Below are 25,348 nucleotides of genomic sequence, written 5' to 3'. Positions count from 1 at the left end.
TCAGAATTTGAGCGAGACGCTGGCGTAGTAACGGCGCCCGGAGAAGGCCAGCTCGTTGACGCGGAACAGGTCGCCCGCGTCGGTGATCTCCTCCTGGTCCGTCAGGTTCTTGCCCTCGATCGAGAACGTGATGTTGTCATTGTAGCGGTACTGGAACTTGGCATCGAGGTAGCCCGTCTTCTCCTGGAAATTCGGATTGCCCGAGATGTCGTTTCCGCCCGTGTAGTAGCGGTCGCGCGCGTTGTAGGCGACGCGGGCATTGATCGGACCGCGGTCATACCACAGCGCCACGTTATAGCTGTTTTTCGACAGGCCCGGATATGGCAGCACCGTGCCATCGAGGACATTCAGGCGCTCCGTGCCCGCCGCATATTTGTACGTCATGCGCGTGTAGTTGACGTCGCCGCCGAAGCCGCCCAGCCAGCCGGGCAGGAACGTGAACGCCGTGCGCGCCGTGATCTCGATGCCCCTGGTCGTGGCGCCCTTGCCGTTGACCGGCTGCGTGACGTCCCAACGGCTGCCGTCATGGAACACGTCGACACCCTTCTGCAGCTGCTTCTCCAGGATGTAGCTCGAGATCTCCTTCTTGAAGAAGGCCGCGCTGACCTGCGTGTCCGGGCCCGGGTAGTATTCCAGCGACAGGTCCGTGTTCGTGGCGCGGAACGGCTTCAGGTCCGGATTGCCGGCCGTGCAGTCGTCCGTCCCGTCGCCGCCGAAGGCGCTGCTGCCGCTGTTCAGGGTGCAGATGGCGTTCGGCGCCAGCAGGTCGATGCGCGGGCGCGACATCACCTTGCCCCAGCCGACGCGCGCCAGGAAGATGTCCGGCACGAGCCACATCATCGCGTTCGCGCTGGGCAGCACGTCGTGGTACGAGCTCGCCACGCTGGAGATGCCGTTTTCGACGATGTAGTCGACCCACCCGGACGTCCCCGTGCCGGTGGCGATGCGCACCTTGTTCTGGTACGAACCCGTCGCCACGGCGCGGGTGTGCGTGTAGCGCGCGCCAACGTTGCCGTTGATGGTATAGCCGAACAGCTCCGTGTCGAAGTCCAGCCGGCCGTAGGTCGAGCGCACGCGTTCTTCGGCGCCGTAGGTGGGGATCTGTGGATAGACGTTGCCGTCGCTGGCGCGGGCGCTCTGCACCAAATCATGGTTGAAGTGCGAAAGGTCGAAGTACGGCGCCGCCTTGTTGAAATCGGGCGCGGTCCAGTTCGACGGCAGGTTGCTGACGTTGTCGAAGCCCTTGAAAAAGGACCCGGGCGAGCGGGTGCGGATCGTGTCGATCAGCTGCGCCATCTGGGCGCCGGTCACGTAGGCGGTCGAGCTGTAAGGGTTGAGCAGCGACCGCGTATCGGGCGCGCGCGGCGTGCCGCTCCAGTTCGGGTCCCAGATCAGCGTCTGGTTGACGTTCGCGCTCGGGACGATGACGTCGTCGCCCACGCCGGCCAGGTCCGAACCGTTACTGCGCAGGAAGCCGCCGCCCTTGAACTGGCGCCCCGTCGACTTGCGCGCCTGCGCGCCGAACCAGATCTTCGTGAAGAACGGCGTGTCGAGTCGGTACTTCAGATCGAGCTTGACCTGGTCTTCCGTGTTCTTCACTTCCTCGGGGCGGTACTGCAGTTGCACCTGCGTGTACGCACTGCTGTTCTCGGGCGAATACCCGGCCGGGAAGCCGAAGTGCGGCAAGCCCTGGTTGTCCAGCGATACCTTCAGCCCCGGCGCGTCCATCGTCATCGTCACGTTGTTGCTCTGGCTGATGTAGTCGGACTTCGACTTGCCGACCAGGCCTTCCGCTTCCAGCCGGCCGCGCTTGAAGTTGAAACCCGTCGAATAGTATTTCGACCGGACGTTCAGCGAGAAGTCGCGGGCCGACGTGTAGAAGGCGCCCTGGCCGCCCTGCCCCGCGGTGTACACGCAGTCGCCGACCGTGTATTCGGTGACGTAATGATCGCGCACCGTCATGCCGGCCGGCGTGGCCGTGGTGGAGACGGGGGTGCACGTGCCGGCCGTGGTCTGCCGGCCCGCGCCGTCATACACCGGGGCACTGCCGGCGTTGTACAGGCGATTGATGTTCTCGAAGTTGGTGCCGTAGTTGCGGTCGTTCAGGCGCTGGTCCTGCTTGTTGTCCTGGTAGCTGGCGAACGCGGTGAAGTCCTTGGCGAATTCATACTGGGCCGTCAGTTCTGCCGACGTGCGCTTGTGGTCGCGCGTCCAGATGCCGTAGCGCGGAATGCCGGGCGAGTAGTCGTTCCACTGATTCAGGCAGGCCGTCTTGTCGTCCGCGGCGACGCCATCGCAGCCCGCCTTCGTGCCGATTGCCGCCAGCGCGGGGTTGCGGCTGACCACCGTCTTCTCGGCCGACATGTCCCAGTCGCGCAGGAAGCGCCACGACGTGTTGCGGGCATAGTCGTTCTGCGTCAGCACCTTGTCGTAGACGAGGTTGGCCATCAGCCCGAGGCGGTTGCCGAAATAGCGGTCCGCCAGCAGCAGGCTGGCACGGGGATCGACGCCACCGCGGCTGGTCGAATGTTCGCCGGAGATCGTCGTGGCGATCATCGGCTTCTTGAAATCGAGCGGCTTGCGCGTCTTGATGCTGACGGTGCCGCCGACGCCTCCCTCCGTCATGTCCGCCGTGGTGCCCTTGTAGACGTCGATCGACGCGATCAGTTCCGACGCCAGCTCGCGCAGCTCGGCGCCGCGCCCCGCTCCGCCGCCCGTGCTCAGCACCGACATGCCGTTGATCTCTACCCGGTTCAGGTCCGGCTCCACGCCGCGAATCGCTACCTGCGAGCCTTCGCCGAAGGAGCGCGACAGCTGCACGCCGGTGATCCGCGACAGCGCTTCGCCCACGTTCTTGTCGGGGAACTGGTTGATGTCCTCGGCCACCAGCGAGTCGGACACCGTGGCGTTGCGGATCTTGCGGTCAATCGCGGAGGCGACGGATTTGCGCGTGCCGACCACCATCACGACATTGCCCTGGTCGCCGCCGCCGGCCTGGCGGCCTGGCGCACCGCCGGCACCGGCCGTGCCGGCGGCTGGCGCGCCCGCCGGCGTGTCGGCCGACGTCGCAGCCGGTTGGGCAGCGGTCTGCGCATGCGCGGCCTGCACCGCGAGCAGCGCCGCGGCAAACGCGCAGGCGCTCATGCGGCAGTGGCGGGCGTGGATGCGGCGGTTGTTCGAATGCTCGGTCACGATGATCTCCTCCGGTGTCGGCCTTTGATTGGCCTGTGTTTTGCGGGCTCTCTTGCCCGGCTGTTTTTTATTCTAGGGGAGGCATGCGGATAAAAAGGCGCGTGATTTCAAAGAATCAGCATGATGATTAACGGGGAGTTTTGCTCATTATGTTGAGCGGCTTTTGCGCGGAGGACGTGGAGGTGAACGTGAACGTCGCCAGGCCGGCGACGTCGCAAATAAAACGCTCCTGGCAGCTGCGACAAAAAAAGCCGCCGGCTCCTTGCGGATGCCGGCGGCTTTGTCAGAGACTGACGGGTATTACGCTTCGCGCGAAGCCTTCTTGCGCTCGTGCTCTTTCAGGAAGCGCTTGCGCAGGCGGATCGACTTCGGCGTGATCTCGACCAGTTCGTCGTCCTCGATGAATTCGACGGCGTATTCCAGCGACATCTGGATCGGCGGCACCAGGCGCACCGCTTCGTCGGTACCGGACGAACGCACGTTGGTCAGCTGCTTGCCCTTGATCGGGTTGACGACCAGATCGTTGTCGCGCGAGTGGATACCGATGATCATGCCTTCATAGACCGGGTCGTTGTGCGACACGAACATGCGGCCGCGATCCTGCAGCTTCCAGATCGCGTAGGCCACGGCGGCGCCGTCGTCCTGCGAGATCAGCACGCCGTTGCGGCGGCCGGCCATTTCGCCACGGGTGTTGTCGACCGGTGCGTAGGCGTCGAACACGTGGCTCATCAGGCCCGTGCCGCGCGTCAGCGTCATGAACTCACCCTGGAAGCCGATCAGGCCACGCGCAGGGATACGGTACTCGAGGCGCACGCGGCCCTTGCCGTCCGATTCCATGTTCTGCAGGTCGCCACGACGACGGCCCAGTTCTTCCATGACGCCGCCCTGGTTGGCTTCTTCGACGTCCACGGACAGGTTTTCATACGGCTCGTGACGCACGCCGTCGACCATCTTGAACACCACGCGCGGACGCGATACGGCCAGCTCGAAACCTTCGCGGCGCATGTTTTCGATCAGGATCGTCAGGTGCAGTTCGCCGCGGCCCGATACTTCGAAGATCGTGTCGTCGTCGGTCGGCGCCACGCGCAGTGCCACGTTGGCCTTCAGTTCCTTGTCCAGGCGGTCGCGCAGCTGGCGCGACGTGACGAACTTGCCTTCGCGGCCCGCCAGCGGCGAGTTGTTGACCATGAAGTTCATCGTCAGCGTTGGCTCGTCGACGGTCAGCATCGGCAGCGGATCCACGGTGTCCGGTGCGCAGACGGTGGAGCCGATACCGATTTCTTCGATACCGTTGATCAGGACGATGTCGCCGGCGACGGCCTCATCGACCAGCACGCGTTCCAGGCCCTTGAAGTTCAGCACCTGGTTGATGCGGCCCTTGATCGGGGTTGCGCCCGGACCGTCGACCACGACGACATCCTGGCCGGCCTTGACACGGCCGCGCGAGATGCGGCCGATACCGATCTTGCCCACGTACGACGAATAGTCCAGCGACGTGATCTGCATCTGCAGCGGGCCGTCCGGGTTGTCGTCACGGACGGGAACGTGCTGCAGGATCGCTTCGAACAGCGGCTTCATGTCGCCGCCGCGGACGTCTTCCGTCAGGCCGGCATAGCCGTTCAGGCCCGAGGCGTAGACAATCGGGAAGTCCAGCTGCTCGTCGTTGGCGCCCAGCTTGTCGAACAGTTCGAACGTGGCATTGATGGCCCAGTCGGCGCGCGCGCCCGGACGGTCGATCTTGTTGACGACAACGATCGGCTTCAGGCCCAGCGCCAGTGCCTTGCGCGTCACGAAACGCGTCTGTGGCATCGGGCCTTCCTGCGCATCGACCAGCAGCAGCACGGAGTCGACCATCGACAGCACGCGCTCGACTTCACCGCCGAAGTCGGCGTGGCCCGGCGTATCGACGATATTGATGTGGGTGCCTTCGTACTCGACGGCGCAATTCTTCGACAGAATCGTGATGCCCCGCTCTTTCTCGAGGTCGTTCGAGTCCATGACGCGAGTGTCGACCTGCTGGTTTTCACGGAAGGTGCCCGACTGGCGCAGCAGTTGGTCCACGAGGGTGGTTTTGCCGTGGTCGACGTGAGCGATGATGGCGATATTGCGAATTGCGCGTTTAGTATTTGACATAGTCGTTGTGTTTACAGAAAAACTGCGAGTGCGGCTGCACTTGAACCCACTAGTATACCATGGCATGGCTCTCATAACCAACGCGGCGCCGCCACCCTACAATAAACAACGGGGCGCCGGAATTCTGGCATGCTGTCGTAAAGCATAGATCCAACAACCATGGCCACCGCAAGTCCACCCGACAATCAGACTGGAAGCCTGCCCGTCCCGCGCCACCTGAGGCGGCGCGTGCCGCGCGAATCGCGTCCCCCGGCGCCTGCCGGCGCACCGGATTACCAGCGCGTATTCGAAGCCAGCCCCGCTCCCTACCTGCTGCTGTCGCCCGAATTCACCATCGTCGCGGCAAACGACGCCTATCTGCGCGCCACCGCAACGCAGCGTGAAGCCATCGTGGGCCGCAACGTCTTCGACGCGTTCCCCGACAACCCCAGCGATCCGAATGCCGATGGCGTGGCCAACCTGCGGGCCTCGCTGATGCGCGTGCGCCAGACCGGCATGGCCGATGTGATGGCCGTGCAGAAGTACGACATTCCGATCCCCGGCATGGCCGGCGGCTTCGAACAGCGCCACTGGAGTCCCGTCAACGCACCCGTATTCGGCGAGCACGGAGAACTCATCCACATTATCCATCGGGTGGAAGACGTGACGGCTGCCGTGCAGGCGCACGCGCTGACGATGCGGATGGAGTCGGAGCTGCTGGCGCAGGCCCAGCACGCGCGCGAAAGCCGGCAGTTCGCAGAGCTGTTCCAGCAGTCGCCCACGTTCATGGCAATGCTGTCCGGTCCGGCGCATCAGGTGGACCTGCTCAACCAGGGCTTCCTGCGGCTGACGGGCCACCGCGACGTGGTGGGCCGCTCCGTGGCGGAATGTTTCGGCGGCGCGGCCGGGCGCGCGTACGTCGCGCTGCTCGACGAGGTCTACCGCAGCGGCCGGCCGCTGGCCGCGAGCAGCGCGCTGTACGCGGTACAGATGCTGCCCGGCGGTCCGGTCGAGGAACGTTACATCGACTTCGTGTTCCAGCCCATCCGCACGCCGGAAGGAACGGTGCGCGGGATCTTCGTCGAAGGGATCGATGTCACGGACCGGGTCCAGGCCAATGCCCGCCGCGATGCGCTGATCCGTCTCACCGACGCCCTGCGCGACCTGCGCACCCCCGACGAAATCGCCTACACCGCCGCGCGCATCCTGGGCGAGACGCTTGGCGTGAGCCGCGTAGGGTATGGCGCGTTCGACCAGCGCACGGGCGAAGTACGCTTTGCTCACGACTGGGCGGCGCCCGGCGTCGCGTCGCTGTCCGGCAGCCTCGATCTGGGCGACTATGGCGACTATGTCGACGACATGAAGCTTGGCCGCATTGTCATCGTCGACGATGCCTTTGCCGACCCGCGCGCGGCGAGTGCCGCCGAGGCGCTGCGCGCTCGCAGTTCGACGGCCTTCGTCAACATCCCGCTGACGGAAGGGGGCCGCCTGATGAACGTCCTGTTCGTCAACAATGCCAGCCCGCGCAACTGGTCGCCGGAGGACTGTGCACTGATGCGCGAAGTGGCCGAGCGGGCCCGCACCGCGACGGAACGGCTGACCAGCATGCTGGCGCTGCGCGACAGCGAAGCGAAATTCCGCACGATTGCCGACGCCATGCCGCAGATGGTCTGGTCCACGCTGCCCGACGGCTATCACGACTACTACAACCAGCAATGGTACGAATACACGGGCGTGCCCGCAGGCTCCACGGACGGCAGGGGCTGGAACGACGTGTTCCATCCGGACGATCAGCAGCGCGCCTGGCATGCCTGGCACCACAGCCTGGCGTCCGGCGACACCTACGAGATCCAGTACCGGCTGCGCCACCGTTCCGGCGAATACCGCTGGGTGCTGGGCCGCGCGCTGCCGATTCGCGACGAGACTGGCCGCATCGTGCGCTGGATGGGCACCTGCACCGACATCCACACGCAGAAGCTGGCCGAGGATGCGCTGCGCGAGGCGGCCCAGCGCAAGGATGAATTCCTGGCAATGCTGGCGCACGAACTGCGCAATCCGCTGGCGCCCATCAGCACGGCCGCGCAGCTGCTACGCGTACGGCACGCGGACGAAAAGGCACGGACGATGGCCAGCGAGATCATCGTGCGCCAGGTGCGCCACATGACGGAGCTGGTGGACGACCTGCTGGACGTCTCGCGCGTCACGCGCGGCCTGGTCGAGCTGCACATGACGACCCTGGACCTGAAGCAGATCGTCAACAGCGCCGTCGAGCAGGCCTTACCGCTGATCGAGTCGCGCCGGCACGCGCTGGAGGTGCGCACGCCGCCGCAACGGACGCACGTGCGGGGCGACCGCACGCGCCTCGTGCAGGTCATCGCCAACGTACTCAATAACGCCGCCAAGTACACGCCGTCGAACGGCCGCATCGTGCTGACGCTCGACGTGGACGGCAGCCACGCCCGCATCGCCATCGCCGACAACGGCAACGGCATCGCCGCTGCCCTGCTACCGGATATCTTCGACCTGTTCATCCAGGGCGAACGCAGCCCGGACCGCACGCAGGGTGGCCTCGGACTGGGCCTGGCGCTGGTGCGCAGCCTGACGGCGCTGCACGGCGGGAGCGCCACGGCCGAGAGCCCGGGCGAAGGACAGGGCAGCACATTTACCATTACGCTGCCGCTGGCGGACGGCGATGTTGCCTGCAGCGACGTGCCCCCGCAGCACGTGCCGGGCGCCGCGTCGCAGGGGCTGCGCATCATGATTGTCGACGACAATATCGACGGAGCCAATTCGCTGGCAGCACTGCTGGAGGCGCAGGGCCACACGGTGGCGGTCGCCGAGGATGCCGAGATGGCGTTGTACGATGGGGCGCTGGAAAAGGTACAGGCATTTGTGCTCGATATCGGCCTGCCGGGCATGGACGGCTACGCGCTGGCGCGGCACCTGCGCAGCCGGGCCGGGACGTCCAAGGCGCTGATGATCGCGCTGACGGGGTATGGGCAGCCGGCCGACCGCCTGCTGTCCAGCGCCGCGGGGTTCGACCATCACTTCGTCAAGCCGGTCGATACGGAGGCGCTGTCGCGGGTGCTGGATGGGTTCGCGGCTGGCGGCGTGTAGATATCGGGATCATGCCGGGGACGGGCGCTGTCAGCGCAGGTCGTGCCGGTCGTGCTGCTCCAGCGTCGCACTCGACATGTACCAGTCGTTCTGCACCAGTTCCAGCGCGTTCACGTGCATCGCGCCCAGCGGCGTTTCGCGCAGCTGCGTGAGGGCATGAAGGAAGCGTTTCGGCGCCGCGAGCGGACGGACAAAGCGCAGCAGCGTCGAATGGGCCGTGACCAGCTTGTAGCGGCCGTCCAGCGAACCATCGAGGCCGCGCGCACGCAGTTCGTCGCGCAGCCTGTCGCGTAAAGCGGGCAGCGCGTCGCCTTGCGGGAAACCCTGCGCAAGCACGGCGCCGCGCGAGGCGGTGATGCCGGTGAACTCGATCGTGAATGGCGGCGTGCCGCGCACGGCGGCCGCCACGGCCGCGCGGTAGGCTGCGGCCCGGGCCAGCTCGGGCTCGTGGTCGACGGTGGCCGTGAACAGCGACAGCACCGTGACGTGCATGTCCGGCACCGGGTGGCGATATTGTTCGGGTTCGATATCCGTCAGCCGGTCCAGCAGCGCCGAAAAGCTGGCGGCCAGCTGCGCGTCGGGCCGCGCGATCAGGGTCAGGCCGCGGCGTGGATCGTTGCCGGTGGCCAGTTGGGCGTCGCATGACACGTCGCCGCGCGACAGTGCCGGCGCGGCTTCGTGCCAGATGGCATCGTAGCGGGATTGCAGGTCGTACGGGTCGGTCATGGCGTCTCCTTGTAATCGGAAGGCCGTATACTGGCACGCAAAACTTATCGTTTGGTTAACGAAAGGCTGGACCGGCCCGAAAGGGGCTGGCCTTCCGCCAGCCCCGCGGATTACTGTGCCGCGGCGATCAACCGCTCGGGCGCCAGAATCGCCCACTCCCCCAGCGTGCCAGTGCCCAGCAAGCGGGTGCCTTCATACACGCGCACGCGGCCTTCATACGACGCCGGCGTCACCACCGCCGGCTCCTTCCCCAGCGGCAGGCGCTGGCCCTGCAGGAAGCGCTTCGCCAGCTGCGGCGTCAGGTCGATGCGCGGGAAGGACGACAACAGCGCGTCCACCGGTGCGAGCAGCGACAACGGCGCCGGATGCGCCAGCAGCGCTTCGGCCGTGATCATCTCCTCGGCCCGCAGCGCGCCCACCCCGATGCGCCGCAACGCGTTCAGGTGCGCACCGCAGCCCAGTGCCGCACCGATATCTTCACCCAGCACGCGGATGTACGTGCCCTTGCTGCAGGTGACCTCGATCTTGACGAACGGCGCCTCGTAGCTCACCAGTTCCAGCTTGTAGATGACGACATTGCGCGCTTCGCGTTCCAGCACGATGCCGGCACGGGCATATTCATAGAGCGGCTTGCCGTCGCGCTTCAGGGCCGAATACATCGGCGGCACCTGCGCGATGGGGCCCCGGAACCGCGCCAGCGCCGCCTCGATCTGTTCGACCGTGACGTCCACGGGATACGTCTGCAGTACCTGCCCTTCCGTATCGCCCGTGTCGGTGCGAACGCCCAGGTGGACGGTGGCCAGGTACGTCTTGTCCGCCTCCAGCAGGTCCTGCGAGAACTTGGTCGCCTCGCCGAAGCACAGCGGCAGGAGTCCCGTGGCGAACGGATCGAGCGTGCCCGTATGGCCCGCCTTCTTCGCGTTCAGTACGCGCTTGGCCTTGATCAGCGCGTCGTTGGAAGACAGCCCGACAGGTTTGTCCAGCAGCAGCACACCGTCGACCAGGTCGCGCACCCGTTTTACTCGTTGCTGCGTCATCAGGATTCTTTGTCGTCTTCTTCGTAATCGGCCGCGCGGGTAGCGTTGGCCTTGTCGATCAGCGCGGACATGGCGATGCCGCGCGAGGCCGACGTGTCGTGCACGAAGTGCAGCTGCGGCAGCGTGTGGATGTGCAGGCGCTTGCCCAGCTGGTTGCGCAGATAGCCGGCGGCGGCCTGCAGGCCGGCCAGCGTGTTCTTCACCGTTTCCGGGTCGTCCTTGAGCATCGTGAAGTAGATCTTCGCATGCGCGTAGTCCGGGGTGAGCTGCACTTCGGCCAGCGTCAGCATGCCGACGCGCGGGTCCTTCAGTTCGAAGGCGATCAGCTCGGAGAGGTCTTTCTGGATCTGGTCGGCGACGCGCAGGCCGCGGGCCGGGATGGATTTGCTGTGTTTAGCCATGATGTCCTACCAATAAAAATAATGGCGGGTGGCGCCCACCCCGCTTGCGCGGAGCGGGCGGCACCCGCCACGGATACCGCATTCGTTGCGATTACAGCGTACGCGCCACTTCGGTGACTTCGAAGGCTTCCAGCACGTCGCCAACGATAATGTCGTTGTAGTTCTTCAGCGACAGGCCGCATTCCAGGCCGGCGCGCACTTCCTTCGCGTCGTCCTTGAAGCGCTTGAGCGACTCGATCTCGCCGGTCCAGACAACGATGTTGTTGCGCAGCAGGCGGACCGACGACGAACGCTTGACGACACCATCGGTGACCAGGCAGCCGGCAATCGCGCCGACTTTCGAGACCAGGATAACCTGGCGAATCTCGACCTGACCCGTGACGGTTTCGCGCTTCTCCGGTGCCAGCATGCCCGACAGTGCCGCCTTGACCTCTTCGATCGCATCATAAATGATGTTGTAGTAGCGGATGTCCACACCGTTGGCTTCGGCCAGCTTGCGGGCCTGGCCGTCGGCACGGGCGTTGAAGCCGATGATGACCGCTTTCGAGGCCACCGCCAGGTTGACGTCCGATTCGGAGATGCCACCCACGGCGGCGTGCACGACCTGCACACGCACTTCCGAGGTCGACAGCTTCTGCAGCGAACCCACCAGCGCTTCCTGCGAACCCTGCACGTCGGTCTTGACGATCAGCGGCAGGTTCTTCACTTCGCCTTCGGCCATCTGGTCGAACATGTTCTCCAGCTTGGCGGCCTGCTGCTTCGCCAGTTTCACGTCGCGGAACTTGCCTTGACGGAAGTTACCGATCTCGCGGGCCTTGCGTTCGTCCGCCATGACCATGACTTCTTCACCGGCGGCCGGCACTTCCGTCAGGCCCTGGATTTCGACCGGGATCGATGGGCCGGCTTCGGCCACCGATTTGCCGTTCTCGTCCAGCATCGCACGAACACGGCCGTACGACGAACCTGCCAGCACGACGTCGCCGCGCTTCAGGGTACCGGACTGCACCAGGATCGTCGCGACCGGGCCGCGGCCCTTGTCCAGACGGGCTTCGACCACCAGACCGCGGGCCGGCGCTTCCACCGGCGCCCTCAGTTCCAGCACTTCGGCCTGCAGCAGCACGTTTTCGAGCAGCGCGTCGATGCCCTGACCCGTTTTTGCCGACACCGGCACGAATGGCGCTTCGCCACCGTATTCTTCCGGCACGACGCCTTCGGCAATCAGCTCCTGCGTCACGCGGTCCACGTTGCCGCCCGGTTTGTCGACCTTGTTGATGGCCACAACCAGGGGTACGCCGGCCGCTTTCGCGTGGGCGATCGCTTCCTTCGTCTGCGGCATCACGCCGTCGTCCGCCGCCACCACCAGGATGACGATGTCCGTTGCCTTCGCACCGCGGGCACGCATGGCCGTAAAGGCTTCGTGGCCCGGCGTATCGAGGAAGGTGATCATGCCGCGCGGCGTATCCACGTGGTAGGCACCGATGTGCTGCGTAATGCCGCCGGCTTCGCCCGACGCGACCTTGGCGCGGCGGATGTAGTCCAGCAGCGACGTTTTACCGTGGTCGACGTGGCCCATCACCGTCACGACCGGCGCACGCGGGGTCGCTTCGAAATGGGCGTGTTCGCCCTGGTCGGCCAGCAGCGCTTCCGGATCGTCCTCGGCAGCCGCGAAGGCCTTGTGGCCCATTTCTTCCACGACGATCATCGCCGTTTCCTGGTCCAGCACCTGGTTGATCGTGCACATCTGGCCCAGCTTCATCAGCTGCTTGATCACTTCGGATGCCTTGACGGACATCTTGTGCGCCAGTTCGGCAACGGTGATCGTTTCCGGCACGTGCACTTCCTTGACGATGGCTTCCGTCGGTGCCTGGAAGTTCGTTTCGCGGTCGTCGTGCGAGTTGCGGCCACGGCCACGGCCGCCGGCACGCCAGCCATCGCGACCCGTCGGCGCCGAGTTGCCGCGGCCCTTCAGGCCACCGCCCGGCGCGCCGCGCTTCTTGGCGTCGTCCGACCAGGTCGACGACACATTGGCCGACTTGATCGATTTCTTGTCGCCCTTCTTGTCGTCTTTCTTGTCCGTCGTCGTCGCGCCAGGGGCCGGCTTCTTGTCCGCAGGCTTGTGCAGCGTGCCTTCGGCAACCTTCGGCTTGACCGGCGCAGGCGCCGGTTCCGGTGCCTTGATGACGCGGCGCGGCTGACTCATCATCAGCTTGATCTGTGCCACTTCATCGGCCACGGCCTTGCGGGCGCGCTCGGTTGCTTCGGCGCGTTCCGCCGCTTCCTTGGCAGCCTGCTCGGCTTTCTTCTTCGCTTCCTCGGCTTCAGCCTGACGCTTCTTGTCGGCGGCGGCAGCGGCCTCGGCCTTCTGCGCATCCGCCGCCGCATCGGCGGCGCCGGCCTTGTCGGCCTTCTCCGCTGCAGCCTTTTCGGCGGCGGCCTTGGCCGCGTCCGCGTCGGCACGGCGCTTCGCTTCCGCTTCGGCGGCGGCGCTGGCTTTCGCCTGGGCTTCCTTCTCCGCGTCCAGCTTGGCGAGGCGTTCCTGCTTCTCGCGCAGGTCCGCTTCCTGGCGGGCGATCAGCTCGGCCTGCTTGCGCACTTCCTCTTCACGACGGGCACGTTCGGCTTCGTCGATGACCGGCGCGGCGGCAGGCGCCGGCGTGGCGGCAGCCGTCGTCGTCGTCAGGTCGTCACGCTGGACGAAGGTGCGCTTCTTGCGCACTTCCACCTGGATCGTGCGCGACTTGCCCGTGGCGTCGGCCTGCTTGATCTCGGTGGTTTCCTTGCGGGTCAGCGTGATCTTCTTTTTCTCGGTTCCTTCCGCTGCGCCGTGCGTACGGCGCAGGTGTTCCAGCAGCTTGTCCTTATCATCTTTCGACAACGGATCTGACGCCGATTGCTTCTCGACGCCGGCAGAACGCAGCTGCGTCAGCAGCAGGTCTGCAGGCATCTTCAGTTCGGTGGCAAATTGGGCTACGTTGTTACTCGCCATTCAGTCCTCTTTTCTATGTGTCGCGGTGATGATAAGAATGCTGCTCAAGCTTTGGCCGTTTCTGCCAGTGCCCACGCCTTGGCCTGGAGGGCCTTGGCACGGTCGTCGTACTTGCCGTCGACCAGCTTCATTTCATCGTCGGTCACATCTGCAAATTCAGTATTGATCAGTTCGCGTGCACGGTCCGACGACAACGCCAGGATGGCGCCGAATTCGTCGTAGGCCAGACCGGCAAACTGCTCGACGGTCTTGATGCCTGCCAGGCCAAGCTTGCCCGCAGTAATGCGGTCCATGCCTTCCAGGCCAACCAGTGCTTCGTCCATGCCTTCCAGCCCCTCTTCCGAAGCGATCGCTTCGGTCACCAGAGCGTCACGGGCACGGGTACGCAGTTCGTTCACGGTGTCTTCGTCGAAGGCATCGATTTCCAGCATTTCGGAGATCGGCACGTAGGCGATCTCTTCCAGGCTGGCGAAACCTTCTTCCACGAGGATGTCGGCCACTTCCTGGTCCACATCCAGCTTTGCCATGAACAAGGCGCGTACGGCCGCCGTTTCCTGGGCCGACTTGTCGGCCGATTCCTCGGCCGTCATGATATTGATCTTCCAGCCGGTCAGCTCGGAAGCCAGACGCACGTTCTGGCCCGAGCGACCGATGGCGATCGCCAGGTTTTCTTCGTCGACGACGACGTCCATCGCGTGCTTCTCTTCGTCGACAACGATCGACGACACGTTGGCCGGTGCCAGCGCGCCGATGACGAATTGCGCCGGGTCTTCCGACCACAGCACGATATCGACACGCTCGCCACCGAGCTCGCCGGTGACGGCCTGCACGCGCGAACCGCGCATGCCGACGCAGGTGCCGATCGGATCGATGCGCTTGTCGGCCGTGTAGACGGCGATCTTGGCGCGCACGCCGGCATCGCGGGCCGCCGATTTGATTTCCAGCGAGCCCTGTTCGATTTCCGGCACTTCCAGTTCGAACAGCTTCATGATGAACTCGGGCGCGGTGCGCGACAGGATCACCTGCGGGCCACGCATATTGCGGTCCACACGCAGGATATAGGCACGCACGCGGTCGCCGATACGCAGGTTCTCTTTCGGGATCATCTGGTCGCGCGGCAGGCGCGCTTCGATCTTGCCCGATTCGACGATCGCGTCGCCACGTTCCATGCGCTTGATCGTGCCCGTCACCAGCGAATCGCCGCGTTCCAGGAAGTCCGCCAGGATCTGTTCGCGTTCCGCATCGCGCACGCGCTGCAGGACGACCTGCTTCGTATCCTGCGCGAAGCGGCGGCCGAATTCAACGGACTCGATCGGTTCTTCGATGTATTCGTCGACTTCGATGTCGGGAATCTGCTCTTTCGCTTCGAACAGCAGCACTTCCTGGTCAGGCAGCTGCAGGCCCGCTTCGTCCGGCACCACGTGCCAGCGGCGGAAGGATTCGAATTCGCCCGAATCGCGGTCGATCGAAACGCGGATGTCCACTTCGCCTTCATAGCGCTTTTTCGTGGCCTGCGCCAGTGCGAACTCGAGCGCGCCGAATACCACGTCCTTGTCGACGTTCTTCTCGCGCGCCAGCGCATCCACCAATAACAATACTTCGCGACTCATGCTTTGCGGCTCCTAAAATCCACCTGCGGCACCAAACGTGCCTTATCCATATCCGCGAGCGTGAAATTCAGCACCGCAGGACCATCTTTACTTTCGAATTCAATACCCAGTTGCTCGCCTTCGGGCTGCTGCAGAATGCCCTGGTAGGACTTGCGGTTCGACGTGCCCGGCAGCGCCATGCGCAGCTTGACGATGGCCTCGTGGCCTGCGAAACGTTCGAAGTCGGCGAATTTTCGCAGCGGCCGGTCCAGGCCGGGCGACGAAATCTCAAGCCGTTCGTAAGGAACATTTTCGACCGTCAGCACGTGCGACAGCTGATGGCTGACCGTGGCACAGTCTTCCACTGTGATCGGACCTTTTTCTTCCGCATCCGCGGCGGGGAAGTCGATATAGACGCGCAGCAGTCCACGCTCGGCTCGCTCAAAATCGACCAGCTCGTAGCCCAGACCGACAACGGTCTTCTCAATCAAGTCCAGCTGTTGCAAAGAAAAATCTCCAGATCGGGGTCCGGAAGCGACCTCCAGACCTTCATATAACGCGCTCACTTTCGGTGAGCAAAAAAAAAATGGGCAACTGCCCATCTTCTTGTTCCTGCCAGCCAGATGAAAGCACTCTCAGCAAATACTCCTGCAAAGAACTTTTACTAGGCTACTCATTATAACGGCTTATTGATTTCGCTGCAATGCCGCATAATGAAGCGGAACGTAGTTACAACACTGGCAAAGTTGGCGCCGAGGTCGGCTGAGCGGGGCCATGGCGGCCCCGCCCTGCCGCCATTAACCCTTGCGGCGGCGCGGCATGCCGTGGTCGATCGCCCCGCCGCGCGGCGGACCGCCGCGACGTGGTTGCTGACCAGCAAAACCAAACGTCGTCTGCAGCGGATCTGGCTGTTTCGGACCGCGGCCTTTGCCCGGCTGGGCCGGACGGCCGCCGTTCTGGTCGCCCAGGCCGGCACGGCCGAAGCCCTGGCCACGGCCGGCAGTACCCGGACGGCCCGAGCCGCCGGCGCCGAAGTAGCTGCCCTGCCCCTGGCCGCCGCGCGGACCGCGCGGTGCCTGCGGGAACGGATCGGCGTTCTTGTTGCTGACATCCAGGCGGTTGAAGTTTGGCTCCTTCTCGCCGCGGCCAGCGCGACGATCGTTACCGCGCTCATTGCCGCGCTCCGCCCCCCGCTCATTGCCGCGTTCGCCGCGCTCGCCCCGGACGTTGCCGACCTTGGCCGGCGCGCCGTCGCCGGACGCCTTCTTCTCGACACCGACCATCGCCAGCAGGTCGCGTACCGTGTTTTCTTCCATCTCTTCCCAGCGGCCGCGCTTCAGGTTGCTCGGCAGGGTCAGCGCGCCGTAGCGGGTACGGATCAGGCGCGACACCGTCAGGCCGACGGCTTCGAACATGCGGCGCACCTCGCGGTTACGGCCTTCGCCGATCACCACGCGGTACCACTTGTTGATGCCTTCGCCGCCGCCGTCGGCGATCTTGGAGAACTGCGCCAGGCCGTCTTCCAGCTCGACGCCGGCCAGCAGCTTCTGGCGCATGCCTTCTTCCAGCACGCCCAGCGTGCGCACGGCGTATTCGCGGTCGATGTTATAACGCGGGTGCATCAGGCGGTTGGCGAGGTCGCCGGACGTCGTGAACAGCAACAGGCCTTCCGTATTGAAGTCAAGGCGGCCGACGGCCAGCCATTTGCCGACCTTCATCGTCGGCAGGCGGTCGAACACGGACGGACGGCCTTCCGGATCGTCATGCGAGACGATTTCGCCAGCCGGCTTGTGGTACACCAGCACCCGTGGCGGCTTCTTGCTGACCTTGCGCTGGATCAACTTGCCGTTGATGCGCACGGCATCGGTCGGCAGGATGCGCTGGCCGATATGGGCCGGCTCGCCATTGACGGACACGCGGCCCGCGACGATCAGGTCTTCCATGTCGCGGCGCGAGCCCAGGCCCGCCTCCGCCAGCACCTTGTGCAGCTTCGGTGCGTCGTCTTCGGCCGTCAGGTCGCGGCGTACCGCTTTCTGCGGCCCCTTGCCGCGCGCGCCCTCGTCGCGGTCGAACGCGTCGGACGTCACGAACGAGAACACGGCATCGGCTTCGCTTGGCTTGGCGCCGTTGGCACCCTGGCCGCCGCGGCGTCCGCCCTGCTGGCCTTGCAGCTGCTGGCCGGGCGGACCCGGCTTGCCCTTGCGCTTGCCGCGCGCTTCGCCATTGCGGCCTTCGGTGTTGCGGCCTTCGGTGTTGCGGCCTTCAACATTGCGGCCTTCGGCATTGCGGCCCTGGCGACCGGTGCGCGCCGGCGCGCCTTCGCCCTGGACCGCTTCCGGCTGCGCTTCGGCAGGCTGCTCGCCCGCTGGCGCCGCTTCGGCGTGCTGTGCCTTTTCGGCATCGCGCAATGCGCGCTGGGCACGCATCTGGCGTGGACCACGTGGGCCGCGCGGCGATTTCTGTTCTTCGGCCGGTGCTGCCTCGACCGGAGCGTCCGGCTGCGCGGCGACCGCGGCCGGTGCGGGCGCTACGGCGTCCGCTTTCGGCTTGGCCACTCGGGCGCGTGGCTTCCTGGGGGCGGCATCGGCCGGCGCTTCCGGCGCGGCTGGCGTCACGTCCGCGGCGGCAGCGACACCGGCTTCGGCAGGCGCGGCGGCCTTACGGGTGCGCTTCGGCTTCGGCGTTTCGCCTGCAGCCAGCAGGGCCGCGTTATCCGCCTCGATCTGGGCCTTGGTACGGCGCTTGGGCTTGACGGCGGCTGCCGCTGCGGCTGGTTCCTGGGCGCCGGTCTCGGTGGTCTTATCTGTGTTGTTCATTCGTTTGTTCTTGCGTGGGGTCAGCGTCAGGCGCTGCTTCCTGCACCGCGCCGGTGGCGGGTGCGTCCTCGGGCGCTACATTGTCAGGGGCTTCGGCGGCATGGGCCGCCTTCTCGAAATTCTCTTGCAGAGCGGCTTCGAGCACTTCCATCGAATTGGCATTCTGCACGTCGCTGATTTGCTGCAACGGCGGCAGCTGGGACAGCGACTGTAATCCCAGGTCATCCAGAAACTGTCTGGTCGTTCCCAACAGTGCCGGGCGTCCCAGCACATCGCGGTAGCCGACCACGTCGATCCAGCCACGGTCTTCCAGCATCTTGATCGTCTGCGAGTTCACGGCTACGCCGCGAATCTCTTCGATATCGCCACGCGTCACAGGTTGACGATAGGCGATGATCGCCAGCGTTTCCAGTGTCGCCCGCGAATACTTCTGGGGCTTTTCCGGATTCAGCCGGTCCAGGTACTGCTTCATTTCGGGCCGGCTCTGGAAACGCCAGCCGGACGCGAGGCCAACCACCTCGATGCCCCTGCCTTGCCAGTCCTGCCGCAGTTGCTCCAGCAGGTCCCGGATCGTATCGGCACCGACGCCGGCGCCCAGCGGGCGGCCCTGATCGTCGGTTTCGACATATAACTTTTTCAGGCTGTGAATCGATAACGGTTCACGAGCGCAAAGCAGCGCGGTTTCGAGGACTTTCTTGGCCTCAGCTGTATCCATAAGCAATTCTGTGGTTGCACATCCATGCAAGAAGCCGCCGGGCCGCTGCGCGCCGGGGCGGAAAGGTCACAGATGGAGAGATGTGTTTTCGGGGAGAAAACCTGACGGCAAATCCTGCTGCCACTGCTCTGCAAGGGCACGGTCCGGTCGGTGGCGCCGCGACACAGGCGCCTGGACCGAACTGGCGCCGCCCGCCAGGGGCTTCCCAAGATTTCTCAGGATCGCGCTCAACCAACGCGCGCTGCCGTTTCATCCAACTTTGCTCATTGTACCCGATAAAATCGGGAATAGCGCAATTCGCGCCGCTGCCGTGCGACCGCGGCGGCGCAACGGCCCTGTTTTCCCTCGGGCGTCAGGCGGCTGCAAGGCGCTCCGCCAGAATGGCCGACACGCCCAGGAATGCCGGATATTCGGCCGTGATGACAAACGTGGGAATTGCGGCCAGGTATTCGCGGAAGCGCCCTTTCGCTTCGAAACGGGCGCGGAAACCGGACCGGTCGAAGCGCTCCCCCAGGCGCGGCACGATGCCGCCGCCAATATAGATGCCGCCCTGCGCGCCCAACGTCACGCCAAGGTTGCCGGCGATCGTGCCCAGCATCGTGCAGAACGCCTCGATGGCCTCTTCGCAGAGCGGGCAGCTGCCATCCAGCGCACGGCGCGCGATCTCCGGCGCCCCCAGCACTTCGGCGTCGGCCTTCTTGCGATAATCCGCCAGCGCCCGGTAGATCAGTTCGATGCCGACGCCCGACAGCAGCCGCTCGGCCGACACGTGCTCGAACTCGCGCCAGGCGAACTGCAGGATCGCCACTTCCGTTTCGTTGTATGGTGCGAAGGTGACGTGGCCGCCCTCGGACAGCAGCGCCGTCCACCCCGTTGCAGACGGAATCAGCCCCGACACGCCCAGGCCCGTGCCTGCGCCGATCAGACCCAGCGGCGCGCCTTCCACCGCCGCCCCGCCGCCGACCTGGCGCTTCTGTGCGGCCGGGATATGCGGCAGCGACCGGGCCAGCGCCGTGAAGTCGTTGACAACGGCCAGCACTTCGAAGTTCACCTCGCGGCGCAGCGCCTCGATGGAGAATTCCCAATGGTGGTTCGTCATGCGCACCACGTCGCCCGTGACCGGGTTGGCGATGGCAATGGCGCCATGGCGGATGCCCGGTGCGGCGGCCGCCACGTCCGGCAGCGCCAGGTAGGCGCGCATCGCGTCCGCCAGCGTCGGATAATCGGCACACGCCAGCACATGAATATGACTGAACCTGGCCGGGCTCAGCTCCAGGGCAAAACGGGCATTGGTGCCGCCGACGTCCGCCAGCAGGCGCGCGCCGCCGGAAAATACGGTAGAGGTGTTCAACGACGCGGTATCGGACATGGCGTTCATGGTTCGGACGAAAATTAATGACCCCTCATCGTATCGGATTTCTTAGCAACGGCGCAAGAGTTGCGTGTAGTTTTAGTACACCCGTACGACAAAGCCCTGAAAACAGCGCCAACTGAAGCGTAGTACGACTACCAAAATAGTGATGCCATATATCCCGGCGGAGGTGCCCGGCAGCCCCGAAAACCAGTGACAGGCTCCGGTTTCCCCAATGGGAACCCGAATTAACAGGAGCCTGTCACCGGTTTTATAATCCGGGCCGGGAAACCGGAGCCTGTCACCGTTTTTTTGCAGTCCGTCTCAGCGGGCTTCCGCCGGAATCTGTTCCGCCACCACCACCGTGCGCTCGTCCGCGAAAGCCGTGTTCCACGCCTCCAGGCCGCCGTGCAGCGGTTTGGCCAGCGTGTAGCCGTGCTGTTGCAACTGCTTGGCCACAGTGGCGGCCGTGACGTCGTTCGGACAACTGCAGTAGACGACGATGTGGCGGTCGCGCGGCAGTGCGTCGATGATCCTGAGCGGGTCGCCGTTCAGCAGCAGTGCCCCAGGCACGGGCGGTTCCATCTGCTGCGCCGTCGCGCTGCGGGCGTCGATCAGGATGGGTTCGTGGCCGTCCGCCAGCAGCCCCTTCAGCTGGTCGACGCTGATGCGCTCGGTGCGCATGGCGCGCTGGAAGCGGCGCCGCTCGACATATTTGAAGAGCACGAACAGCGCCAGCAAGGCGCCCAGCACGGACAGCGCCGTGCTGCCCATCGTCGCCAGCATGTCCAGCACGTCGTCGACGTTGGCGTGGAAATACGCGCCGATCGAGATGCCCGTCAGGCTCCACAGCAGGCCGCCCAGCGCGCTGTAGCTGAAGAAGACGGACACGCGCGTGCCCATCGCTCCTGCCAGCGGCGGCCCGATCGTGTTGAAACCGGGGATGAATTTGGCGACGATCAGCGATTTCGGGCCCCATTTGCGGAAGTTGTCCTCCGTCTGGCTGACGCAGTAGTCGGGCGACAGCGAAATCCGGCACAGCAGTTTCAGTATCCGCTTGCCGTAATGCCGTCCGGCGCGGAACCAGAAGAAGTCCGCCAGCATGCAGGCGGCGAGGCTGATTGCCAGCACCCCTGCCAGAGACGTGCCGCCCCCGTCCACGGCCAGCGCACCGGAGACGATCAGCACGGGATAGGCGGGAATGGGCGCACCCATCTGCTCGACCAGCACGACAATGAAGACGATCAGTACGCCGTAGTCTTGCAGAAGTGAAATCAGGTTTGCCATAGTTTGTCCATCTTTTTGTCCATCTTATCACCGGGCTTCAGGGGCCGCATCGGGCGATCGGGGTATCGCGCCCAGCAGCGTGCGCGTGTACGGATGGCGGGGATCGCGGTACAGCTCATCCGCATCGCCGATCTCCACGACCTCTCCCTTGTTCATCACCATGACCTGGTCGGAGATGTATTTCACCACCGCCAGATCGTGCGAAATGAAGATATAGGACAGGCCGTATTCGTCCTGCAGCTCCTGCAGCAGGTTCAGCACCTGCGCCTGCACCGAGACGTCCAGCGCGGACACGGATTCGTCGCAGACGAGGATTTCCGGCTTCATCGTCAGGCAGCGGGCAATGGCGATGCGCTGCCGCTGGCCGCCGGAAAACTCGTGCGGATAACGGTGATAGGCCACCGGGGGCAGGCCCACCCGGGCCAAGAGGGCCTGCACCAGCGCCACCCGTTCGCGGTCGTCGGCACCGATGCCGTGCAGGCGCATCGGCTCCAGCAGGATCTGGCCGACGGTAAAGCGCGGGTTGAGCGACGCGTACGGATTCTGGAAGATGATCTGGATGCGCCGCTTGTAAGGGTGGAACTGGCGCTTCGACAGCGCCAGCAGGTCGGTCCCCTCGAACAGCGCGCTGCCCGCCGTGGCCTCGTGCAGGCGCAACAACGTCAGCCCCATCGTGCTTTTCCCCGAGCCCGATTCGCCGACGACGCCGAGCGTCTTGCCCCGCGCCAGCCGGAACGACACGTCCTTCACGGCCTGGAACTCGCGCCTGCCGAACAGCCCATCCTTGACCCAGAAGCTTTTCTTCAGGTTGCGCACGTCCAGCACGATGTCGTCGTCCGGCGCATAACCCCGCTCGCGCTGTCGTGGATTCGCCTCGACCTGGCCGTCCATATAATCGGCGATGACCGGCAGGCGCCAGGGCCGCGCGTCCAGCGGCGGGCGGCAGTGCAGCAGCGCGCGCGTGTAGTTATCGCGCGGGGCGCCGAAGATCGTCCGCACCGGACCCGTCTCGCGGATCTCGCCATGGCGCATGACAATCACTTCGTCGGCGATCTCGCCCACCAGGCCCAGGTCGTGCGTAATGAACAGCACGGACATGCGGCGCTTGCGGCGCAGCGCGGCCAGCAGCGCAATGATCTGCTTCTGGATCGTCACGTCCAGCGCCGTCGTCGGTTCGTCCGCGATCAGCAGCCTGGGCTCGCAGGCCAGCGCCATCGCGATCATCACCCGCTGCTGCTGCCCGCCCGACATCTGGCCGGGATACGCGTCGATCTTTGCCTGCGGGTCGGGAATGCCCACTTCGTCCAGCAGCGCCAGGGTGCGCGCCCGCGCCTGGCGGCGGTTCATCCCCATGTGCCGGCGCAGCACCTCGCCGATCTGGTACCCCACCGTGAACACGGGATTGAGCGACGACATCGGCTCCTGGAAGATCATGGCGATATCGCGCCCGCACAGCGCGCGGCGCTCGGCGTCCGGCAGGTGCAGCACGTCTCGCCCGTCGAACAGGACCCTGCCCGCGGGGGCGATCAAGGTCGTCGCCTTCGGCAGCAGCCCCATGATGGCCAGCGAGCTGACCGACTTGCCGCTGCCCGATTCGCCCACCAGCGCCACCGTGGCGTCCTGCGGCACGTTAAACGAAATGCCCTTGACGGCTTCGAACGTGGTCCGCCTGTCGACGCGGAAGGCAATGCGCAGGCCGCGCACTTGCAATAATGGCGCCATCATTTCACCTTCGGGTCGAGGGCGTCGCGCAGGGCGTCCGCCAGCAGCGAGAACGCCGTCACCAGCACGGCCATCGCCACGGCGGCGCTGGTGAGCTGCCACCATTTGCCCAGCAACAGCTCGTTCTGCGCCTCGTTCAGCATCGAGCCCCACGAAACGGCGCCCACCGGCACGCCAAAGCCCAGGAACGACAGGATCACTTCGGCCTTGATGAAGCCCACCGCCAGGATCGACAGCTGCACCAGCGCGACGTGGCTGACGTTGGGAAAGATATGGGCGAACATCTTGCGCCAGGACGAGGCGCCGATGGCATCGGCCGCCAGCACGTATTCGCGCGCCTTGTGGCGCATGTATTCGGCGCGGATCAGCCGGTACGGCCCCGTCCACCCCGTCAGCCCGAGGATCAGCACGATCGTCAACACGCCTTTCTGCTGCAGTACGGCCGCCACCGTCAGGATCATGAGGATCGACGGGATCGACGTGAACACGCTGTAGAACCAGTTGAACAGGTCGTCGACGATGCCGCCATAGAATCCTGAAATGGCGCCGAAGAGGGTACCGAGCCCCACCGCCACCAGCGCGGCGATCAGGCCGACGATGATGGACGTCTCGCCGCCCTTGATCGTTTTCCTGACGACGTCGTGCCCCCATTTGTCGGCGCCGAACGGCAGCGTGGCGCGGCGCGGCGCGGCCGTGGCAGCGCCTTCGCCCCGTAGCGCGCCGATGTCGGCGGCCAGCGGGTCGAACGGATTGTCCGGCACCGGCGTAGCAGCGCCGGCGGCCGGCATCGTGGCGGCGGAGGCGCCGACGAACGCGGGCGGCGCATAGTTCACGCCGACTTCCTCTTCCCAGTCGGCGGCAATGAGGCCGGTGGCGGACAGCATCAGCATGACGAGAAACGCGGCCACGATGGCCAGCGCGACCATCGCGATGCGGTCTTCGCGCAGCCGGCGCCACGCCAACGTCCACAGCCCTGCGGAACCATGATCGACGGGAAGCGCGGTCATGACAGCTGCACCCGTGGATCGACGGCCTGGTACAGCAGGTCCGCCAGCAGGTTGAACACCATCGTGGCGGCGGCAACGTATACGGTGACGGCCTTGATGACGGGGAAGTCGCTGCGCTCGACGGCCAGGATCACCTCGCGGCCGATGCCGGGAATGCCGAAAAAGCGCTCCAGCAGGAAGGCGCCGATCAACAGCGCCGGCAGGTTTGCCATCACGTGCGTGATGATGGGGATGGCGGCGTTCCTCAGCACGTGCACCCACAGCACGCGGCGTTCCGGCAATCCCTTGGCGCGCGCCGTGCGCACGTAATCCTGGTTGACTTCGTCCAGCACGAAGCTGCGGTACAGCCGCAAGGTGGGCGCGATCGACACGGCCAGGCCGATCAGGATGGGCAGCGGGGCGTAACGCAGCAGGTTGTCGGTAAAGTTGTCGCCCCACCCCTGCACGGGGAACAGGCCAAGGCGGTATGCCAGCCCGTACTGGAACACGATGATGTACACCAGAATCGAGATCGACATGCCGACGGTGCACGCCACCATGACCGCGCGGTCCGTCAGCGAGCCGCGCACAAAGGCGACGGCCAGCGCCAGCGCCACGCCGATCAGCGTTTCCAGCACCGTCATCGGCACCAGCACCGTCAGCGACGGCCCCAGCCGCGTGGCGATGATCCGGCCGACCGGTTCTCCCGTGGCCCAGCTCTGTCCGAAGTCGAAGGTGACGATCTGTTTCAGGAAGATGCCGAGCTGGACGTAATATGGCTCGTCCACGCCCAGCTGGCGGCGGATATTGGCAATCGCATCAGGGCTGGACATCTTGCCAGCCAGGATATAAGCGGGGTCGCCACCCACCCAGTTGAACAACAAGAATACGAGCAGCACGACGCCCAGCATGGTCGGCAGCATCTGCCACAGGCGGCGAAAGATAAAAGCGGGCATCCGGTTCCTTACACGTGAGCGGCTCAGGCGGCTCGGCGCTAAAAGCCGTAACGATAACGCATCCGACACGCAAAATGCACCGTGCTGCGGCGATCGCCGCAGCGGGCATCACGGCCCGCGCGCGCCTGGCAGCCGCTGTCGCATATACCCAACAAACTCCCGCTCCTGGCGCTGCGCCATTGCGGAGCATTCCTCTCGCGCGTTAGACGACGATATCGACAGTTGGAGCGATGGAAGGGCCAGCGTCCCGACAATTGCACCGCCCCGGTGCAACGGCGCCTCGACTTGATGCATTACTAAACAATTTTGCTGGACGAACTTTATTGACGGAAAAGTATGACGGGTGCTTTCATGC

Annotated in this window: 16 protein-coding genes; 1 reads left to right on the top strand and 15 read right to left on the bottom strand. The window is 65.1% G+C overall.

All coding sequences use genetic code 11. The features are described 5' to 3' along the window. Both E1742_RS22055 and typA read right to left on the bottom strand, forming a co-directional pair. Nucleotides 1–3,192: a TonB-dependent receptor gene (locus tag E1742_RS22055; RefSeq protein ID WP_229466226.1), complete on the bottom strand. Its 3,192-nt coding sequence runs from the start codon at nucleotides 3,190–3,192 to the stop codon at nucleotides 1–3. A 300-nt stretch (nucleotides 3,193–3,492) separates the two neighbouring features. After that, entirely contained in the window at nucleotides 3,493–5,325 is a 1,833-nt protein-coding gene (typA, locus tag E1742_RS22050) for a translational GTPase TypA (RefSeq protein ID WP_134387260.1), read from the bottom strand. 159 nt (nucleotides 5,326–5,484) lie between these two features. Between typA and E1742_RS22045 the strand changes: the two genes are divergently transcribed. Then, nucleotides 5,485–8,421, top strand: coding sequence for a PAS domain-containing protein (locus E1742_RS22045; RefSeq protein WP_134387259.1), 2,937 nt, complete (start codon nucleotides 5,485–5,487; stop codon nucleotides 8,419–8,421). A gap of 30 nt (nucleotides 8,422–8,451) precedes the next feature. Here the strand turns inward: E1742_RS22045 and E1742_RS22040 are convergent, their stop codons facing one another. The 13 genes from E1742_RS22040 to E1742_RS21980 form a co-directional block, all read right to left on the bottom strand. Beyond that, complete coding sequence (locus E1742_RS22040) at nucleotides 8,452–9,147, bottom strand: 2'-5' RNA ligase family protein (protein ID WP_134387258.1); 696 nt, start codon at nucleotides 9,145–9,147, stop codon at nucleotides 8,452–8,454. Between the two features lie 110 nt (nucleotides 9,148–9,257). Beyond that, a complete protein-coding gene (gene truB, locus E1742_RS22035; RefSeq protein WP_134387257.1) occupies nucleotides 9,258–10,184 on the bottom strand; it encodes a tRNA pseudouridine(55) synthase TruB in 927 nt (308 codons plus the stop codon). After that, complete coding sequence (gene rbfA / locus E1742_RS22030) at nucleotides 10,184–10,585, bottom strand: 30S ribosome-binding factor RbfA (protein ID WP_134387256.1); 402 nt, start codon at nucleotides 10,583–10,585, stop codon at nucleotides 10,184–10,186. The genes truB and rbfA overlap by 1 nt, the downstream gene beginning before the upstream one ends. A 91-nt stretch (nucleotides 10,586–10,676) precedes the next feature. After that, complete coding sequence (gene infB, locus E1742_RS22025) at nucleotides 10,677–13,571, bottom strand: translation initiation factor IF-2 (RefSeq protein WP_134387255.1); 2,895 nt, start codon at nucleotides 13,569–13,571, stop codon at nucleotides 10,677–10,679. Nucleotides 13,572–13,615: 44 nt separating this feature from the next. Further along, nucleotides 13,616–15,181 carry a transcription termination factor NusA gene (gene nusA, locus E1742_RS22020; protein WP_134387254.1) on the bottom strand — a complete coding sequence of 522 codons (1,566 nt, stop codon included), beginning with the start codon at nucleotides 15,179–15,181 and terminating at the stop codon, nucleotides 13,616–13,618. Continuing rightward, the gene (rimP, locus tag E1742_RS22015; RefSeq protein WP_134387253.1) at nucleotides 15,178–15,666 is read right to left on the bottom strand and encodes a ribosome maturation factor RimP; all 489 of its coding nucleotides are present in this window, start codon (nucleotides 15,664–15,666) and stop codon (nucleotides 15,178–15,180) included. The genes nusA and rimP overlap by 4 nt, the downstream gene beginning before the upstream one ends. A gap of 291 nt (nucleotides 15,667–15,957) precedes the next feature. Further along, entirely contained in the window at nucleotides 15,958–17,976 is a 2,019-nt protein-coding gene (gene rluB, locus E1742_RS22010; RefSeq protein WP_134387252.1) for a 23S rRNA pseudouridine(2605) synthase RluB, read from the bottom strand. Then, nucleotides 17,960–18,691: an SMC-Scp complex subunit ScpB gene (gene scpB, locus E1742_RS22005; RefSeq protein ID WP_134387251.1), complete on the bottom strand. Its 732-nt coding sequence runs from the start codon at nucleotides 18,689–18,691 to the stop codon at nucleotides 17,960–17,962. Before scpB ends, rluB begins: the two co-directional genes overlap by 17 nt. Nucleotides 18,692–19,043: 352 nt before the next feature. Further along, nucleotides 19,044–20,060, bottom strand: coding sequence for a glucokinase (locus E1742_RS22000; RefSeq protein WP_134387250.1), 1,017 nt, complete (start codon nucleotides 20,058–20,060; stop codon nucleotides 19,044–19,046). A gap of 306 nt (nucleotides 20,061–20,366) precedes the next feature. Then, nucleotides 20,367–21,329: a VTT domain-containing protein gene (locus E1742_RS21995; RefSeq protein ID WP_134387249.1), complete on the bottom strand. Its 963-nt coding sequence runs from the start codon at nucleotides 21,327–21,329 to the stop codon at nucleotides 20,367–20,369. A gap of 27 nt (nucleotides 21,330–21,356) precedes the next feature. Then, nucleotides 21,357–23,054 (bottom strand): ABC transporter ATP-binding protein, encoded by a 1,698-nt coding sequence (locus E1742_RS21990; protein ID WP_134387248.1) that lies wholly within the window; start codon nucleotides 23,052–23,054, stop codon nucleotides 21,357–21,359. Continuing rightward, entirely contained in the window at nucleotides 23,051–24,058 is a 1,008-nt protein-coding gene (locus E1742_RS21985; RefSeq protein ID WP_134387247.1) for an ABC transporter permease, read from the bottom strand. The genes E1742_RS21990 and E1742_RS21985 overlap by 4 nt, the downstream gene beginning before the upstream one ends. Further along, nucleotides 24,055–24,993, bottom strand: a complete 939-nt coding sequence (locus E1742_RS21980) for an ABC transporter permease (protein WP_134387246.1) — start codon at nucleotides 24,991–24,993, stop codon at nucleotides 24,055–24,057. The genes E1742_RS21985 and E1742_RS21980 overlap by 4 nt, the downstream gene beginning before the upstream one ends. Nucleotides 24,994–25,348: the final 355 nt, after the last annotated feature.

Origin of the sequence: Pseudoduganella plicata (genome assembly GCF_004421005.1) — a bacterium.
Taxonomy (GTDB): domain Bacteria; phylum Pseudomonadota; class Gammaproteobacteria; order Burkholderiales; family Burkholderiaceae_D; genus Rugamonas; species Rugamonas plicata.
The sequence above is the reverse complement of the archived record's forward strand: the minus strand, read 5'-3'. Positions and strand labels throughout refer to the sequence as shown.

Coding starts and splice junctions, on each gene's coding strand:
- typA (WP_134387260.1), bottom strand. CDS start 5,325: ATGTCAAATACTAAACGCGCAATTCGCAATATCGCCATCATCGCTCAC.
- E1742_RS22045 (WP_134387259.1), top strand. CDS start 5,485: ATGGCCACCGCAAGTCCACCCGACAATCAGACTGGAAGCCTGCCCGTC.
- E1742_RS22040 (WP_134387258.1), bottom strand. CDS start 9,147: ATGACCGACCCGTACGACCTGCAATCCCGCTACGATGCCATCTGGCAC.
- truB (WP_134387257.1), bottom strand. CDS start 10,184: ATGACGCAGCAACGAGTAAAACGGGTGCGCGACCTGGTCGACGGTGTG.
- rbfA (WP_134387256.1), bottom strand. CDS start 10,585: ATGGCTAAACACAGCAAATCCATCCCGGCCCGCGGCCTGCGCGTCGCC.
- infB (WP_134387255.1), bottom strand. CDS start 13,571: ATGGCGAGTAACAACGTAGCCCAATTTGCCACCGAACTGAAGATGCCT.
- nusA (WP_134387254.1), bottom strand. CDS start 15,181: ATGAGTCGCGAAGTATTGTTATTGGTGGATGCGCTGGCGCGCGAGAAG.
- rluB (WP_134387252.1), bottom strand. CDS start 17,976: ATGAACAACACAGATAAGACCACCGAGACCGGCGCCCAGGAACCAGCC.
- scpB (WP_134387251.1), bottom strand. CDS start 18,691: ATGGATACAGCTGAGGCCAAGAAAGTCCTCGAAACCGCGCTGCTTTGC.
- E1742_RS22000 (WP_134387250.1), bottom strand. CDS start 20,060: ATGTCCGATACCGCGTCGTTGAACACCTCTACCGTATTTTCCGGCGGC.
- E1742_RS21995 (WP_134387249.1), bottom strand. CDS start 21,329: ATGGCAAACCTGATTTCACTTCTGCAAGACTACGGCGTACTGATCGTC.
- E1742_RS21990 (WP_134387248.1), bottom strand. CDS start 23,054: ATGATGGCGCCATTATTGCAAGTGCGCGGCCTGCGCATTGCCTTCCGC.
- E1742_RS21985 (WP_134387247.1), bottom strand. CDS start 24,058: ATGACCGCGCTTCCCGTCGATCATGGTTCCGCAGGGCTGTGGACGTTG.
- E1742_RS21980 (WP_134387246.1), bottom strand. CDS start 24,993: ATGCCCGCTTTTATCTTTCGCCGCCTGTGGCAGATGCTGCCGACCATG.